The 17,881-nt window shown below is 46.7% G+C and carries 14 protein-coding genes; 13 read left to right on the forward strand and 1 reads right to left on the reverse strand.

Annotated elements, in window-relative coordinates; all coding sequences use genetic code 11:
- Window positions 1-44: 44 nt before the first annotated feature.
- The 7 genes from P5G61_RS10425 to P5G61_RS10455 all read left to right on the forward strand — a co-directional run bounded on the left by P5G61_RS10425 (window position 45) and on the right by P5G61_RS10455 (window position 6,747).
- Window positions 45-1,157, forward strand: coding sequence for a Gfo/Idh/MocA family protein (locus P5G61_RS10425; RefSeq protein WP_301246365.1), 1,113 nt, complete (start codon window positions 45-47; stop codon window positions 1,155-1,157).
- 178 nt (window positions 1,158-1,335) lie between these two features.
- Entirely contained in the window at window positions 1,336-2,418 is a 1,083-nt protein-coding gene (locus P5G61_RS10430; RefSeq protein ID WP_301246367.1) for a Gfo/Idh/MocA family protein, read from the forward strand.
- 180 nt (window positions 2,419-2,598) lie between these two features.
- Complete coding sequence (locus P5G61_RS10435; protein WP_024631039.1) at window positions 2,599-3,567, forward strand: sugar phosphate isomerase/epimerase family protein; 969 nt, start codon at window positions 2,599-2,601, stop codon at window positions 3,565-3,567.
- 24 nt (window positions 3,568-3,591) lie between these two features.
- Complete coding sequence (locus P5G61_RS10440; RefSeq protein ID WP_024631038.1) at window positions 3,592-4,320, forward strand: ThuA domain-containing protein; 729 nt, start codon at window positions 3,592-3,594, stop codon at window positions 4,318-4,320.
- A gap of 321 nt (window positions 4,321-4,641) precedes the next feature.
- A complete protein-coding gene (locus P5G61_RS10445) occupies window positions 4,642-4,938 on the forward strand; it encodes a winged helix-turn-helix transcriptional regulator (protein ID WP_148661829.1) in 297 nt (98 codons plus the stop codon).
- A 168-nt stretch (window positions 4,939-5,106) separates the two neighbouring features.
- The gene (locus tag P5G61_RS10450) at window positions 5,107-5,838 is read left to right on the forward strand and encodes a hypothetical protein (RefSeq protein WP_301246368.1); all 732 of its coding nucleotides are present in this window, start codon (window positions 5,107-5,109) and stop codon (window positions 5,836-5,838) included.
- Window positions 5,839-6,033: 195 nt separating this feature from the next.
- On the forward strand, window positions 6,034-6,747 hold the full coding sequence (locus P5G61_RS10455; protein ID WP_024634542.1) for a hypothetical protein: 714 nt from the start codon (window positions 6,034-6,036) through the stop codon (window positions 6,745-6,747).
- Window positions 6,748-6,828: 81 nt separating this feature from the next.
- Here P5G61_RS10455 and P5G61_RS10460 read toward each other — a convergent pair whose 3' ends face one another.
- Entirely contained in the window at window positions 6,829-7,545 is a 717-nt protein-coding gene (locus P5G61_RS10460) for a Crp/Fnr family transcriptional regulator (protein ID WP_301246370.1), read from the reverse strand.
- Between the two features lie 429 nt (window positions 7,546-7,974).
- Between P5G61_RS10460 and adhE the strand changes: the two genes are divergently transcribed.
- The 6 genes from adhE to P5G61_RS10490 all read left to right on the forward strand — a co-directional run bounded on the left by adhE (window position 7,975) and on the right by P5G61_RS10490 (window position 17,880).
- On the forward strand, window positions 7,975-10,587 hold the full coding sequence (adhE, locus tag P5G61_RS10465) for a bifunctional acetaldehyde-CoA/alcohol dehydrogenase (RefSeq protein WP_301246371.1): 2,613 nt from the start codon (window positions 7,975-7,977) through the stop codon (window positions 10,585-10,587).
- A 737-nt stretch (window positions 10,588-11,324) separates the two neighbouring features.
- Window positions 11,325-13,583, forward strand: coding sequence for a formate C-acetyltransferase (pflB, locus tag P5G61_RS10470; RefSeq protein ID WP_301246372.1), 2,259 nt, complete (start codon window positions 11,325-11,327; stop codon window positions 13,581-13,583).
- A gap of 83 nt (window positions 13,584-13,666) precedes the next feature.
- Entirely contained in the window at window positions 13,667-14,419 is a 753-nt protein-coding gene (gene pflA / locus P5G61_RS10475) for a pyruvate formate-lyase-activating protein (RefSeq protein ID WP_301246759.1), read from the forward strand.
- Window positions 14,420-14,638: 219 nt separating this feature from the next.
- Entirely contained in the window at window positions 14,639-16,003 is a 1,365-nt protein-coding gene (locus P5G61_RS10480; RefSeq protein WP_301246374.1) for an extracellular solute-binding protein, read from the forward strand.
- A 162-nt stretch (window positions 16,004-16,165) separates the two neighbouring features.
- Window positions 16,166-17,050: a carbohydrate ABC transporter permease gene (locus tag P5G61_RS10485; protein ID WP_024631029.1), complete on the forward strand. Its 885-nt coding sequence runs from the start codon at window positions 16,166-16,168 to the stop codon at window positions 17,048-17,050.
- The gene (locus P5G61_RS10490) at window positions 17,050-17,880 is read left to right on the forward strand and encodes a carbohydrate ABC transporter permease (protein ID WP_024631028.1); all 831 of its coding nucleotides are present in this window, start codon (window positions 17,050-17,052) and stop codon (window positions 17,878-17,880) included. Before P5G61_RS10485 ends, P5G61_RS10490 begins: the two co-directional genes overlap by 1 nt.
- The last annotated feature ends 1 nt before the right edge of the window (window position 17,881 follow it).

The raw sequence follows: 17,881 nt of genomic DNA on the forward strand, positions 1-17,881 counted from the left end.
GCAAATTACAGGTTCTCACCACTCATAAGGAGATGAACACCACTGTGGAGAAAATGAAAGCAGGCATTATTGGTTGCGGTAACATTAGCGCCATTTATCTAGAAAATTTAAAAGATAATCCTCTCATTGAAGTGGTGGCTGTTGCGGATTTGATCCGTGACCGGGCACAAGAACGCGCTGATGAATTCAATATCGCAAACGTTTACAATGTAGATGAGATGCTGCAAGATAACGAAATTGAGCTTGTGCTAAACCTAACGGTTCCTGGTAGTCATGCCATGACGGATCTGGCTGTGCTTGGAGCAGGCAAACATGTGTATGCCGAGAAACCACTGGCAATCTCTCTAGAGGATGGTCGCAAGGTAATTGAATTGGCTGAGGAAAAAGGCTTGTATGTCGGTTCAGCACCGGATACGTTCCTTGGCTCGGGCATTCAGACTGCCCGCAAGGCCATTGAAGAAGGGCTGATCGGCAAGCCGATTGCAGCAACTTCATTCTTTATGGGTGGAGGACCAGAGGCTTGGCATCCGGATCCAGAGTTCTTTTATGTCGCTGGTGGCGGACCCATGTTCGATATGGGGCCTTACTATTTGACCGCTCTGATTACTCTCCTTGGACCGATTCGCAGAATCAGTTCATCGGCAGGTGTACAGATCACGGATCGCATTATTGGTTCCGGACCGAAGGAAGGTACACCTCTTCAGGTTCAGACGCCAACGCATCTGGCAGGAACGATTGATTTTGAGGAAGGTGCCATTGCAACAATGATCACCAGCTTCGATATTCGGGGCGCTTCGGATTTGCCGCGGATTGAAATCTACGGTACTGAAGGCACTATGAGTATACCGGACCCTAACTTTTTTAATGGGGAAGTGAAGCTTCGCAGATTCGGTCAGGACACATGGGAGACTGTGACGCCTGCTTTTGAAAGCAGACAGAACGAGCGCGGGATCGGCGTTACTGAAATGGTTGAATCCATTCGAGCCGGACGCGAACACAAGGCCAGTGGCAAGCTTGCCTACCATGTGCTTGAAGCTATGCATGCGTTCCAGCGCTCCTCGCTTGAGGGCAAACACATCCAGCTGGAGAGCACTTATGAAGCAGCAGCGGGAAACAATACAGATGAAAATCAGTCAGAGGCTATACAGTCACACTAATTGGTTTCCGATGAACCAGCCGGCGTTATACGCGATGTATGATACCGTAACCGCTTCCCATCTGCAAGTGGAGCTGGATTCGTGTTGGGCTCACGTTGCAGGATCCCCCCCCCCAACAGAGGTCATTAGAACAGTATGAACTGAATTAGAAAATATGCCGCTAATGGAGGACTTGTTCATGTCTAAAGTACTTAATATCGCCATCGTTGGTTGTGGCGGAATCGCCAAAGGTAAACATATGCCCAGCTTGTCCAAACAATCTCAGGGCCGTATGGTCGCTTTCTGTGACATTGTGAAGGAACGTGCGGAGGAGGCAGCAGCAGAATTCGGTGCTGAGGGAGCCAAAGTATACACCGATTATAACGAGATGCTGAAGGATGAGAGCATTGATGTGGTACACGTGTGTACACCAAACGACTCCCATTCCGTCATCACGGTCGCTTCTCTTGAGGCAGGCAAACATGTTATGTGTGAAAAGCCAATGGCGAAAACTTCTGCACAAGCGCAGGCTATGCTCGAAGCCGCACAACGTACAGGCAAAAAGCTGTCCATTGCATATCAGAACCGTTTCCGCAATGACAGCCAGTATCTGAAACAAATGTGCGAAGAAGGCGAGCTGGGCGATATCTATTTCGGTAAGGCGATTGCACTTCGCCGCCGTGCTGTACCAACCTGGGGTGTATTTCTTGACGAAGAGAAACAGGGTGGCGGACCGTTGATCGATATCGGTACGCATGCACTGGATTTGACACTTTGGTTGATGGACAATTACAAGCCGAAGAGTGTCATGGGCTCTACTTTCCACAAGCTGGGTCAGCGTGAAAATGCGGCTAACGCTTTTGGACCGTGGGACCCGGAACAATTCAAGGTGGAAGATTCAGCATTCGGATTTGTGACGATGGAGAATGGTGCCACGATCATTATCGAATCCAGCTGGGCATTGAATGTAGCTGAGTTCGGTGAAGCCAAATCACTGCTCTGCGGTACAGAAGGTGGCGCGGATATGAAAGATGGTCTGCGGATCAATGGCGAGAAGCGCAGTCGTCTGTATGAAACCAAGGTGGATCTGGACGCAGGTGGAGTTGCTTTTTATTCCGGCAGTGCAGAAAATGAAGCCGATCGGGAAGCTAGAATGTGGCTTGAAGCGATTATCGAAGACAAGGATCCGGTTGTAAAACCAGAGCAAGCCATCGTGGTTACTCAAATTCTTGAAGCAATCTACGAGTCTGCTCAGACAGGCAAAGCGGTTTATTTCGACTAAACCGGCAGGGTGTCATTTCCAATGAAATAACCAGTATTCTTACGTTTAAATTCAGGATAGAATAGCTCTTGATTTTCCACAATAATGATACAATGATGTGTTCTGAACGGTATATTTATGCAGTTCATAGTTCATAAAAACAGCAATTAATATGATATCTAATCTAGGGAGGAATCGCACTTGAAACTCGGCGTATTTTTGGTATTATTCGGAGGACGTAAATTGGAGGATGCACTCGACTATGTAGCATCCAAAGGCTTGAAAGCAGTAGAAATCGGAACAGGTGGACATCCAGGAAATGCGCATTGCAAACCGGATGAGCTTCTGAGCAACCCGACAGCATTGAAAAACTTCAAAAATGCAGTAGAATCCCGTGGTCTGACCATCAGCGCATTGAGCTGTCACGGTAACCCGCTTCATCCACAAAAGGATATTGCAAAGGGATTTCACGATGATTTTGTCAAAACGGTAGAACTGGCTGAGAAGCTGGAAGTGCCTGTCGTAAATACATTCTCCGGTTGTCCGGGAGACCATGAGGATGCCAAATATCCGAACTGGCCTGTGGCACCATGGCCGAACGACTTCCAGGAAGTTCTCAAATGGCAATGGGACAACAAAGTTATCCCTTACTGGACAGAGTGGGGTAAGTTCGCTGCGGATCACAATGTAAAAGTGGGACTGGAACTGCACGGTGGATTCTCGGTGCATACACCAGCTACCTTGCTGAGACTGCGTGAAGCAGCAGGTGAAGTGATTGGCGCGAACCTGGACCCAAGCCACATGTGGTGGCAAGGGATTGATCCGGTACAAGCGATCCACATTCTGGGACGTGAAGGTGCGATTCATCACTTCCACGCGAAAGATACAACAATTGATCCAATTAACGTAAACAAATATGGTGTAACGGATATGCAGGATTACACCAACATGCTTGATCGTGCTTGGCAATTCCGCTCGGTCGGCTATGGTCACGACAACAAGACTTGGGCTGATATTATTAGTGCTCTGCGTCTGGTCGGATATGATTATGTTGTAAGTATTGAACACGAAGATGGTCTGATGTCGGTAGAAGAAGGATTCTCTAAAGCTGTGCAAAATCTCCAACAAGTATTGATTGAAGAACCGCTGGGAGATATGTGGTGGGTTTAGAGTTACACTAGGGGGAAATTGAATATGATTAACGTCACCATTTGGAATGAATTTGTCCATGAGAAAATTCACGATGAAGTAAGGGAAGTCTATCCAGAAGGTTTGCACATGGCGTTGGCAAACGGACTCGGAGGCGAAGGTTTTGCTATTCGCACGGCAACACTGGATCAGCCTGAGCATGGATTAAGTGATGAAGTGCTGAATTCTACAGATGTGCTTATATGGTGGGGACATATGGCACATGATCGCGTGAGCGACGAGATTACACAGAAGGTTGCACAGCGGGTTCTGGACGGTATGGGAATGATTGTGCTGCACTCCGGTCACTTCTCCAAGCCATTCAAGGCACTGATGGGCACAAGTTGTGATCTGAAATGGCGTGAAGCCAATGAGCAGGAGATTATCTGGTGTGTGAATCCGTCCCACCCGATTGCCGAGGGTATCAATAGCAAGATTATTTTGGAAAAAGAAGAAATGTATGGGGAATTCTTCGATATTCCAGTGCCGGATGAGCTGGTGTTTGTAAGCAACTTCCAAGGCGGAGAGGTATTCCGGAGTGGATGTACGTTCCTCCGCGGTTCCGGAAAAATCTTTTATTTCCGCCCAGGTCACGAAACGTACCCGACCTTCTACAATCCGGAAATTCTAAAAGTAATCAGCAATGGAGTGAAGTGGGCATATCCTGCGCGCAACGTTAAGCCGGAATTTGGCTTCAGCGAGCCTGTAAGAGCGCTTGGAAACGTACTGGTTTAAGCCCTAAATTGGCTTTGTGAATGCATAAATAAACGATATACCAGAGAACCCTTCTCCAAGTCGAGTATGACTGTGGCAGCTGGGTTCTTTTTGGGTAAGATAGGTACATGGGAGTTAGACGATATTTTCCCATGGTTCCTCTGTCCCATGTGATGTATACTGAGTTGTATCATCGAAGTTGAGTTATGCCCCTAAAATTTTAACTTTTTAGCGGCAGACGTTTTCTTTGAGACTTAAATATGTTATTATGAAATATACTAACTAAACGTAAGTTGAGTGATCTCTAAAGAGGTGATTAATGTGGAAGGCCAAGATCTGCGGATGTGTCCGCGCTTTGAGACAGCGTTTTCCTTTCTGGGTAAGCGCTGGAACGGTCTGATTATTCAAACGTTGATGAGTGGTTCGAAGCGATTCAAGGATATCTCCAACCTGATTCCATCGATGAGTGACAAGATGTTGTCAGAGCGGATGAAGGATCTGGAGAGCGAAGGCATTCTGATCCGCCATGTCTATCCGGAGACGCCGGTTCGTATCGAATATGAACTGACAGAGAAAGGCAAGGCGCTACAGCCCGTTATGAATCAAATTCAAGACTGGGCAGAGCAGTGGGTTGAGTAGTAACTGATCCCTTAGCTCAAACTAAATGAACTGATGGGATAAAGGCTCTTGATTTCCAGTGGAAATCAGGAGTTTTTGTCTTAAGGGTTCTGCACATGTTGTCGCGAGTTGTAGTATAATTGTAAAATAAAATGGCCGCAGGCGGCCGGAGCGAGGAGGCCACTTGTCATGAGAGAAGAAAGCTTATCCCGTGAAGTACGCTACGGCAAGCAAGATATTGCAGAACTTGAGAGCGCATCCATTCAGGTACATCTGATCTACAAAAAAGCTGCGGAACTATTTAATCGCACTGTATATTCCCCGTCGGTGAAGGATGATGTCGCAGGAGAGAAGACTCATTCCACGAATAGCAATGGTCAGGGAACGGCTCCGGCGGTACTGCAAAAATGGATTCAGACAGCAAGAGGCTGGAAATGTATCGGATGTGAGCTGAAACAACCCGATTCCATCGGGGTGCAGGCCGAAGCCACCTTTCATGAAGAACGTATGTATCTGGGGGTGGGCGAAGGTCGTTTTGTTCGAGCGGAGATGCTGATTCAGGCGATTGTATGGTCACAATATGAGAAGATTCGCATGTTCGCTCCCTGGCTGGGTGATGACACTTTTTACACAGTACAGGAGCTTGATGTGATTGCACGTTATATTGTACCTACCTATTTCTCTGAACGGCCGCTGCATGAGCAGGGCAAGGTCTCCAAGGTTCACCATCCATCTGGTCAAATTCCACTTTACCAGGAATATGTGGATGCACCTTTATTCTGCGTACAGGTGGATGGTGGGTTGCTCGAAGGGCGTTTGTTGACAGGGGTGTATGTGTCGGAGGAACAGTTCTTTGGACTTAATCCGTATCTGAAGGATGGAGACGGAGGCCGCACCTATATGCAGGCTTGTGTCCAGTAATAACGTACCTAATAGACTGTAGTGATGATTGGAGCCAGAGAGCCTGCTTGCAGGCTCTTTGTGTTGTACCACCCAATTATGGAGGCTACTGGAGGAAAAGTAACGGCATTGACACTTTTTTTGCATGAATTTTGTGCCATAATAGAGGTTATGGACAACAGGGTGAATGATTTTACGCAGGGTGGTGTTACCTACATGAAGAAGAGAATCCCCGGTTACATAGGTATATGTCTGCTTATTCTGGTTATATTGGCCGGGTGTAGCGAGACACAGCCTTCCGAACAGCCTATTGTCAAAGAGACCGAATCACAGAATACAATTACAGTGGCAGTGGATGGTAGTACTTTTTTGCCTGACGCAACGAAGTCTATTAAGCGAGATTTTAGTGAAGGTCTGACGCTCAAGAAAGCACTATTGAACAGTGGGCTTGTTGATTTTACGGCAGATGGAAAGCGAATCCAATCCGTTGGGGAAGTTTCGTTGGATTCCTCGCTCAGCTGGGCTGTCAAACTGAACGGCAAGGATATTGACCCCGAAAAGTGGGACATGGAGCTTCATGCCAAAGATGAAGTGATCATATATGTGAAAGCCGCTGACAATGGGGGAGACGATGTTGCTTACCAAACAACATTGCTCAAGGTGAGCGGCGGAAATATTATGCCGAATCTCAATCGTCAATATGCCGGAGTGTATGTTCAGGAATGTACGGTGCGTGATGTATTAAAATCCAGTGGGATTGTAAGAATGTCGGAGAATAACAAATTTGTTGTTTCCGTTGAAAATGTAATTCCCCGGATGAACCAACGCTGGATGATCATGGTAAATGACAAGGAACTGATGGAAAACGGTTTGGACATGAAGTTGAATCCACGTGATGCAGTAAAGCTCGAGTTGACTACTGTATCTTAAGCATAACAAAAGCCCATCTTCTGTAACGAAGATTGGGCTTTTTTCATTTGCATATCAGGGGGTGCCAGGGCGGGGAAAGCATCAGATCCTGCAAATCTCGTTAGGACACAGTTCGCAGTGGCAGATGCCCTGCAGCATGTGCAGATCCTTGATGACGATCATGCCGCTGTCATATTCGATGGCGTCTTTTTTGCGCAGATCGCTTAACATGCGGTTGACACTTTCACGGGTTGCTCCAATCATATTGGACAAATCCGTGTGAGTTATTTTTTTATGAATAATGACATGCTCTCCATGAGGCTCACCATAGGAATTGGACAACCGAATCAGTGTGGAGCAGAGCGCACCTGGTTTGCCATATAACATCAAATCCCGGAATTTCGTCTGGGTCAATCGGTGATGGATACCCATCCATTTCATAAAATCGATCGCGAAGTCACAATGTTGGCAGATTAGCATCTCCAGGTCTTTGTGCTCCAGTATTCCGATCTCACTATCCTCCAGTACTTCGGCCGAGAAGCTGTGTTTGGACCCGAAGAACGGGTCAGCTTGACCAATCATATCCCCGGACTGATACATGTACATAATCAATTCCTTGCCTTCATCCGTGGATTTGGTAATCTGTGCCCGGCCCCGTTTCATATAATAAAGTTTGTCAGAGACATCTCCTTCCCAATACAGATGGGTTCCTTCCGGATAGGTTCTGTCCTTCATCGTTACGAGCAGATGGTTGAAATTCGCTTCCGAGAAACAGTTGGTATTGCCGCGTTTTTCCAGTACACTCAGTTGTTCTCTCATAAGTCTATCTCCCCTTTGTGTCCATCGGACGGCCTTCTGCTGCTTGGACTGGCCCCCGTGGTTCGCCGCAAACCGTTGCCGTCCTGATCAGGGTCTAACTCGGCCGGGAAGGACGGTACAAATTGCGGTGGTTCAATTTTTAAGTTCAGTATATACCTAATCTTGCCGTTTGAGGGGCGTGGATAGGGGGCAAAAATGGCGAAATTCCAAACATTGTGATTAAATTCACTTTCCAAAGGGGAGGATGAATCTAACAGCTCTATAGTTTAAATAGGAAGTGTAAATGGGCGGTTGGGAGACACTAAAAAACTTAAATTAAATTTGTTATACTTTGTGAAAAAAATCACATAATTTACCCTTTCCCCATGGTACGATGTGAATGTAAAGAAGAGAGACAAACCAATACGAACCTTTAGGAGGATGAGGGAGATGGCTGTAAAGAACGAAGTCGCCCCAGTAAAAGAACCGACAGCAGGTCAGTATATTCAAACGTTAATTGACAAAGCGAATAAAGCACACGCAGCATTCATGTCCATGGATCAGAAACAGATTGACCGCATCGTGCAAGCGATGGCGCTGGCAGGTCTAGACAAACATATGATGCTCGCCAAAATGGCCGTGGAAGAAACAGGCCGGGGTGTGTATGAGGATAAAATCACCAAAAATATATTTGCAACAGAATATGTGTATCATAGCATCAAATATGACAAAACAGTAGGGGTTATTGAAGATAATGAGTACGAAAGCTTCCAGAAAATTGCGGAGCCTGTCGGCATCATCATGGGGATCACCCCGGTAACGAACCCGACATCCACTACGATGTTCAAAGCACTGATCTCCATCAAAACGCGTAACCCGATCATCTTCGGTTTCCATCCATCTGCACAGAACTGTAGCCGGGAAGCTGCCAAAATTTTGCTTGAAGCTGCAGTGAAAAATGGCGCTCCAGCAGACTGTATCCAATGGATTGACGATCCTTCCATGGATCGCACAAACGCGCTGATGAATCATAACGATGTGGCGCTCATTCTGGCAACAGGTGGATCAGGCATGGTGCGGGCCGCATACAGCTGTGGTAAACCGGCACTGGGTGTAGGGCCAGGGAATGTACCTTGCTTTATTGAAAAAAGTGCAGATATCAACCAAGCGGTAACGGATTTGATTTTATCCAAATCGTTTGATAACGGCATGATCTGTGCTTCCGAGCAAGCAGTCATCATCGAGGAACCGATCTTTGATCAGGTGAAAAAGAAAATGATCGCCAACGGCTGTTACTTTGTTAACAAGGATGAGGCAGCCAAACTGACCGCAGGTGCGATTAACGTGGAGAAATGTGCAGTGAACCCGGCGATTGTAGGTCAATCTGCAGTCAGCATTGCGAAAATGTGCGGTATCGAGGTTCCTGCGGGCACCAAAATTCTCGTAGCCGAGATTGAAGGTGTAGGCACGAAATTCCCATTGTCGGCTGAAAAACTAAGCCCTGTGCTGGCTTGTTACAAAGTGAAAACGGCAGCTGAAGGGATTGAGCGTGCAGCAGAAGTGGTTGCTTTTGGCGGCATGGGTCACTCCTCGGTTATTCATTCGACGAACGAAGAAGTGATTGGCAAATTCGCAGACCGCCTGCAAACTGGACGGATTATCGTGAATTCACCATCCACACACGGTGCCATCGGTGATATCTACAATACCAACATGCCTTCACTGACACTGGGCTGCGGATCGTACGGACGTAACTCGACTTCTTCCAACGTAACCGCTGTGAACTTAATCAACGTGAAAAGGGTGGCTCGCCGTACCGTGAATATGCAGTGGTTCAAAGTGCCGAACAAAGTCTATTTCGAAAAAGGTGCAACACAGTATCTTGCCAAAATGCCGGACATCACACGCGTAGCTATTATTACGGATGCCATGATGGTCAAACTCGGTTATGTGGAAAAAGTAGAGCACTATCTGCGTCAACGTCAAATGCCGGTAGCCATTGAAGTGTTCTCTGATGTAGAACCCGATCCATCGACAACAACGGTAGACCGCGGTACGGAAATGATGCGCCGCTTCCAGCCAGACTGCATTATCGCACTCGGCGGGGGATCACCGATGGATGCTGCCAAAGCGATGTGGTTGTTCTATGAATATCCGGACACGGACTTCAACGATTTGAAACAAAAATTCATGGATATCCGCAAACGGATCTACAAATATCCACGTCTCGGCGTGAAAGCGAAATTTGTAGCCATCCCGACAACTTCGGGCACAGGTTCGGAAGTAACATCGTTCGCGGTCATCACAGACAAAAACCAAGGGAACACCAAATATCCGCTGGCAGACTACGAGTTAACACCAGACGTAGCCATCGTAGACCCGGAATTCGTATACTCTCTGCCTAGAACCGCTGTTGCGGATACAGGTATGGACGTATTGACTCACGCCATTGAAGCCTATGTATCCGTCATGGCGAATGATTACACGGATGGTCTCGCGATCAAAGCGATTCAACTGGTATTCCAATATCTTGAGCAATCGGCGCTCCAAGGTGACAAATTGGCTCGTGAGAAAATGCATAATGCTTCGACGATTGCCGGTATGGCTTTTGCCAACGCATTCCTGGGCATCAACCACAGCTTGGCACATAAATGGGGCGGTCAGTACCATACCGCACATGGACGTACCAATGCGATCCTGATGCCGCACGTTATTCGCTACAATGCGAAAAAACCGACGAAGTTTGCATCGTTCCCGAAATATTCGCACTTTGTTGCAGATGAGCGCTATGCCGAGATTGCCCGCATTCTGGGATTGCCTGCACGTACGACAGAAGAAGGGGTTACCAGTCTCATCAATGCCATTCGCAAACTGAACAAAACATTGGGTATTGAAGAATCGTTCCAAGAAATCGGATTTGACGCAAAAGACTTTGAAGCACATGTCGACTATCTGGCAGACCGCGCATTCGAGGACCAATGTACAACCGCCAACCCAAAAATGCCGCTCGTAACTGAACTGGCAGATGTATACCGCAATGCTTTCTACGGCAAGTTTGAATAATTTGAATAACAACTTAAAGCAACAGCAAGGTTGAGGCAGAAATAGTCAGGGTTCCCCGTAAGGGGAGCCCCGATTGCCGTCTTTTTTTAAAGGTTATACGTAATCCGTGATGTGGCTGTTTGAACCAGACATTCACACGATAACGTAGAGGGCAGAAAAAACGGAAGAAGCGAAGGGCATGCTTTTCCAAGCATGATTTTAACCTATATTGCTATATAGAATGAACCATACATGTACACAAGAACGGAGGGGATAGAAATAACCTGAAGAAGCGATAGCGTTCGCCTTTATCCCCGGATTTTTCCCTTTTCAAAGGGAATCAAAAAAATCTGGGGGTAACAGCGATCGGAAGGTTGTTCTATCCTTGGAGTGGCCGGTGTACATATCCTTTCGTTCAATTTATATAGTTCCAATTGAAATCGGGCTTAACAGCGATCGGAGGTTGTTCTGCCCGCGCAGTGGCTAAGTGTGAATATTATAGGGTTCAAAGAGACACAGCGCAGGTGAAGTGAGGATGGTCACAAACTTTGTGATATAAATCACAGATGTTGAAAGAGCGAAGACGTATACTGAAAATGTAAGAAAAACATTCATCCGCGGTTCCGGTTCCCAAGTAGAGAGAACATGTTCCGGCTTACATGTGAAATTTATCACATTAATCGCGGCTCTGGGCACAGATGAGACGAGTGAAGCATCCTGTCATGTGTCCGGAAATCCAAATTTGTGGAGGGATTACTATGTCGGTGATCGAAAAAGATGTCAAACAACAAACAGGCTGGAGAAACTTTACCAAAGGAACATGGACGAAATCCGTAGATGTGAATGATTTTCTGGCACGCAACTTATCACCTTACTATGGCGACGAAGCGTTTCTTGTAGGTGCAACTCAGAATACGAAAGAGTTATGGGATATCGTATCCGATCTGACCAAGAAAGAACGCGATAACGGCGGTGTACTCGATGTTGACGTAAACACGCCAGCAACCATTGTTTCACACCAACCAGGGTATCTGGATCAATCCAAAGAGCAGATTGTTGGGGTTCAAACGGATGCTCCATTCAAACGTTCCATTCAGCCATTCGGCGGAATCCGCATGATGATTGATGCTTGTGAAGCATATGGCTTCGAAATGCCTCAAGGTGTCATTGATATATTTACGAACATCCGTAAAACACATAACCAGGGCGTATTCGATGCTTACACATCCGACATGCGTGCAGCACGTAAAGCAGGCATTATTACCGGTCTGCCAGATGCTTACGGCCGTGGCCGCATCATCGGTGACTATCGTCGGGTAGCTCTCTATGGCGTAGATTTCCTGATTCGGAATAAAAAAGGCGAACTGAATGCACTTGAAGTCGATGTGATTGATGAAGATGTCATTCGCCTGCGTGAAGAACTGTCTGAACAGATCCGTGCATTGCAGGAATTGAAACAACTGGGTGAAATGCACGGTTTCGATATTTCCTTGCCAGCAACAACCGCCAAAGAAGCGTTCCAATGGCTCTACTTCGGTTACCTGGCTGCGATCAAAGAGCAAAACGGTGCGGCGATGTCCCTTGGACGTGTTTCTTCGTTCCTTGATATTTACATCGAACGTGATTTGCAAGAAGGCTTGCTAACTGAGGAACAAGCTCAGGAACTGGTGGACCATTTTGTAATGAAACTGCGGATTGTTAAGTTCCTGCGTACGCCGGATTATAACGAATTGTTCAGTGGAGACCCAACATGGGTAACCGAATCCATCGGCGGTATGTCCGTAAATGGAGAAACCCGTGTTACGAAAAACAGCTTCCGTTTCCTGCACACCTTGAACAACCTCGGTCCTGCACCTGAGCCGAACTTGACTGTACTTTGGTCCACCAAGCTTCCGGAAGCGTTCAAACAATACTGTACGAAAGTATCCATCGAAACGAGCTCCATCCAGTACGAAAATGATGATCTGATGCGTCCGATCTACGGAGACGATTACGGTATTGCTTGCTGCGTATCTGCGATGAAGATCGGGAAACAAATGCAGTTCTTTGGCGCTCGTGCCAACCTGGCAAAAGCATTGCTGTATGCAATCAACGGCGGTCGTGACGAGAAATCGGGTGCACAAGTCGGCCCTGAATATCCAGCAATTACGAGCGAAGTACTGGATTACAATGAAGTGATGAAACGTTTCAAACCGATGATGGAATGGCTTGCCAAACTGTATATGAACTCACTCAACGTCATTCACTACATGCATGACAAATACAGCTACGAGCGTATCGAAATGGCCCTGCATGATCGTGACATCGTTCGTACGATGGCTTGTGGTATTGCTGGTCTCTCGGTTGCAGCAGATTCTCTGAGTGCAATCAAGTATGCTAAAGTCAAACCGATCCGCAACGAACAAGGCATCGCAATTGATTTTGAAATTGAAGGTGAATTCCCTTGTTACGGTAACAATGAAGACAGTGTGGACAGTATCGCGGTTGAGCTGGTGGAAAGCTTCATGGGTATGATTCGCAAACACAAAGCATATCGTAATGCGATTCCCACTCAATCCGTACTGACGATCACATCGAACGTGGTGTATGGCAAGAAAACAGGTACAACACCAGATGGCCGTAAAGCAGGCGAACCATTTGCACCAGGAGCGAACCCAATGCATGGTCGTGACAAAAAAGGTGCGCTGGCATCTCTGGGTTCTGTAGCCAAATTGCCATATGAACACAGTCTTGATGGTATTTCCAATACCTTCTCCATCGTGCCAAAAGCACTAGGTAAAGAGGAGAATACACGTAAATCCAATTTGACTGCGATGCTGGATGGTTACTTTGGTCAAGGAGCACACCATCTGAACGTGAACGTATTTGATCGTCAGCAGCTGATTGACGCGATGGATCACCCGGAAAACTATCCACAGCTGACTGTACGGGTTTCCGGTTACGCGGTTAACTTTATTAAACTGACACGTGAGCAACAACTTGATGTCATTAACCGGACCTTCCACGGTTCGATGTAATTTGGGCTTAACTTAACGGTTCAAAGCAGTAGAATCTCCATAATAACGCACAGCGGATGCGGATACAGAAAGGAAGAGGCAGCATGGTTAACGGACATATTCATTCACTCGAAACTTTCGGGACGGTTGACGGCCCAGGCATCCGCTTCGTGCTTTTTATGCAAGGATGTCTGCTCAAATGCCAGTATTGTCATAATCCGGACACTTGGGCACTGGATGGTGGCAGGGAAATGAGCGTGGAGGAGGTACTGGCTGAAATCGAGCCATACTTGTCCTACTATCGCAGCTCTGGCGGCGGACTTACGGTATCCGGCGGGGAGCCCACATTGCAGGCTCATTTTGTAGCTGAAGTGTTCAAAGAAGCGAAACGCCGCTGGGGATTGCACACTACGCTGGACAGCAACGGCTTCAATGAACCGGATCGGATTCATGATTTGTTAGATAATACAGATTTGGTTCTGCTGGATCTGAAGCACATCAATGATGAGAAACATATTAAGCTGACAGGCAAATCCAACGAGAGAACGTTGCGCACCGCACAGTGGTTATCGGACAATGGACGAAAAATGTGGATTCGCCACGTGTATGTGCCGGGGATTCACAACGAGGAAGAAGATTTGCTCAATTTGGGGCGGTTTATTGGAACGCTCAATGGAGTTGAGAAGTTCGAAATCCTGCCTTATCATCAGATGGGTATTTACAAATGGCAGGCGCTGGGGAAAGCCTATCCGCTCGATGGTGTTCCTTCTCCGAGTGATGAGGAAGTAGAGCGGGCGTATCGTTTGATTGAACAAGGTCGTACGGAAACAGCGGGCATGGCTTGCTCCAATAAATAATCAACATTTATATACAGATCTTCCAACCAAGCAGTCTTTGCGAACAGGTTTCGCAGGGGCTGTTTTTTTTGCTGTTACCCATTGTAAACACAAGATTAATTGTCCAGTGAAGGATTTTATCCCTCCATTGATGAATTGTCATCCTTACGATGTTAGCTACAACTTTTTATAATCAGAGTGTAAAGCCAAATGCTCAATATCTTGAGGAGGGTCATACGAATGAAAAAAGGAATGACGTTGCTGCTTTCATTATTGCTCATCACTTCATGGACGCTGGCGGGATGTTCAAGCTCAAGCAGCGAACCACAGCAGGGGGCAGGCAATACGCCTGCAGAGACAAGCAAGGAACCGGTTGAAATGCTTCTCCGTCACACTCAGGTGGGTGCCGACAAACAAAAAAGGCTGGCCATTCTGCAGGACGTCGTTACCAAAGTGGAGAGCGAAGTACCTAACCTGACCTTTACACTGGACGGCGTTGAATCCGATGTAAACCGCAAAGAGAAACTTCGTGGGGAGATGGCAGCGGGCAATCCGCCGGATATCTTCGAATTGTTCGGCAGTCCGGACTCCAAAGTATATGCCAAGGAAGGCATGTTGCTGGATCTCACACCGATTCTGCAAGAGCTGGGCATTCAAGACCAATTTTCATCACTTGAACCATTCACCTATGAAGGCAAAGTGTACGGACTGCCTATTGGGGGATCGGGTGAAGGTTTCTTCTACAATAAAGAGTATTTTACACAAAAAGGTTGGAAAGCGCCTTCAACAATGGCTGAGCTGGATAATATGCTCGCTGAGATCAAGGCTGATGGCAAGGTGCCACTTGCTTCTGCATCCAAAGCAGGCTGGGTTCCACTCATGTTAACGAACCATCTTTGGTCCCGTTATGCCGGACCTGATATTACTGCGAAGTTTGCTACAGGTGAAGCCAAGTGGACTGATCCAGGCGTCGTCGCAGGATTCGCGAAGCATAAGGAATGGGTGGATAAAGGTTACTTCAAAAAAGGCGAGCTTGGCTATGAATATGCTGAATATACAACTCAATTTACGAGCGGTGAAGCGATTCTGATGTATGACGGAACGTGGAAATCGTCTGTATTTAAGGAAGGACAGAGCGGGGAGTCACTCATTGGCAAAGTTGGTTTCTTTAATATGCCTCCGGTAGAGAACGGTGTAGGAGATCAGACAGCGCTTATGCGTGACGTCAATAATGGATACGGTTTCTCCGCAGCGGCTGCGGATGACCCGCAGAAGCTGGCGGCTGTTAAAGCCTTTATCAAAAACTTCTACAACGAAGATATGCAAGTACGTGGGCTCGTAGAAGATGGTGTGTTACCGGCGATGAAACTGGATGAAAAAGTGCTGACAGACAGCATCACCGACGATTTGATGAAAGAAATCGTAGCGGTTCTGAATGCATCCCAGACTTCGTTCCCGGCATTTGATGCACTCGTTCAAGCTGATGTTACGACAGAGATCGGCAACCTGCAAATTCAGAAGCTGGTTGGTGGACAGACGACGCCAGAGAAAATGGCTGAAGAATTGCAAAAGGTTCAGGAAGAGGCTAATGCTTCCGTAGAATAAATGATCTTTCAAGCAAAGAAGCGTACCTATTAACACCATGCTGGTTTACCCCGGTTGGAACACGGCCGGGGTATAACCCTTGGTCCGTTCTAAAGAATTACTGCTGAGGAATCTGCTCTATATATGAGCATAAGAAGTTGAAGTCACTGAAGGAGGTAGATCATGAATACTTCACTCCGCAGCCCGTTGATCTATACGTTGTTTGTGTTGCCGGCACTGATCTTGTTTATCATGTTTTTCCTGTATCCAATCGGCAGTTCACTCTATTACAGTCTGACCAGTTGGAACGGGGTATCCGCAGAGCCGCGTTTTGTGGGACTGTCCAATTATACTAAAGCACTGACAGACGAACGTTTTTGGATTTCTACTCGTAATAACGGTTTCTTTATCGCATTTTCCGTTTTGATTCAGGTGCCGATCATTGTGCTGTTTTCCCTGCTCATTGCGAACGTAAAGAAATTGAAAGGTTTGTACAAAACAGCCGTCTTTTTGCCGTCCATTATGTCAACGGCAGTCATCGGTATTCTGTGGGGCTTCATCTACGAGCCTAACATCGGCCTGTTGAATCAGTTACTTGGAACCGTAGGTATTTCGCCGGTCTATTGGCTGTCTGATAACCGATTCGCAATGATATCTATTCTCGTAACCAATGCTTGGCAATGGACGGGATTCTATATTGTCATGGTTTTGGCGGCCATTCTGGCTATTCCAAAAGATCTGGATGAAGCGGCAGCCATTGATGGTGCCACAGCTGTACAAAGAGCGTTTAAAATTACATTGCCACTAATCAGACCTATCATTTCCGTCGTCATTATGTTGTCCATTGCCGGAGCGATGAAGGCAGCTGACATTGTTCTGGTTATGACCAAAGGTGGACCCGCAGGCTCTACCGAAGTGCTTGCTACGTATATGATCAAATATGCGATTACCAACTTTAAATACGGCTATGGCAATACGATTGCGGTTCTGATCTTTGCTCTGACGCTTGTGCTCACCGCGGTATATCAGTTGCTGGTGGCGAGACACAACGAAAGGGTGGAATATTGATGACAAAGAGCATAAAAGGCAGTATACCTCATGTGTTGTTGATGTTGTATCTACTTGCAATTCTGTTTCCCTTTTTATTCGTAATCTTTTCTTCATTTAAGCAGGATAACAACGAGATTGCACTGAATCCGTTTGGTCTGCCTTCCACCTGGGAGTTTAATAACTACGTGGAAGCCTGGGTAAATGCCAAGATTGGAACGTATTTCTGGAACAGTATGTACATTTCGGTGTTGTCCTCAGTGGGAACCATTGTGCTTGGTGCCATGTTTGCTTTTGCTATAACACGTATGAGACACCGTAAATGGAGCATGTTTTTCTACAGTCTCATTCTGGCGGGCATGCTGATTCCAAACAATGCGCTCATGCTGCCAATATACTTACTTGTCCGCAAGCTCGGCATTTTGGATACTCATTTGGCGCTGATCATTCCTTATGTTGCCAATGCAATTCCGTTCACGATTATTATTTTGGCTGCCTTTATGCGGTCGCTCCCTGGAGAAATTGAGGAAGCGGCGGTTATGGATGGGTTGAGGGCTCCGGGTATCTTTGCTAGAATAGTGATACCCCTTACAGTTCCAGCCATTGTTACAGTCTTTATCGTGAATTTCCTCGGCAACTGGAACGAATTTTTACTCGCCAACTATTTTTTATCCACCGATAAACTGCGTACACTGCCTGTCGGCATGGTCCAGTTTCGTGATCAGTATCAGATGAATTATGCCCAGATGTCAGCAGGCATTGTATACAGTGTTGTACCGGTTGTTGTGATCTACGCTATATTGCAGGAAAAAATTATTGAAGGTGTAACAGCAGGTAGCGTAAAAGGCTAAT

The organism is Paenibacillus vandeheii (assembly GCF_030433635.1).
In the GTDB taxonomy this organism is placed as follows: domain Bacteria; phylum Bacillota; class Bacilli; order Paenibacillales; family Paenibacillaceae; genus Paenibacillus; species Paenibacillus vandeheii.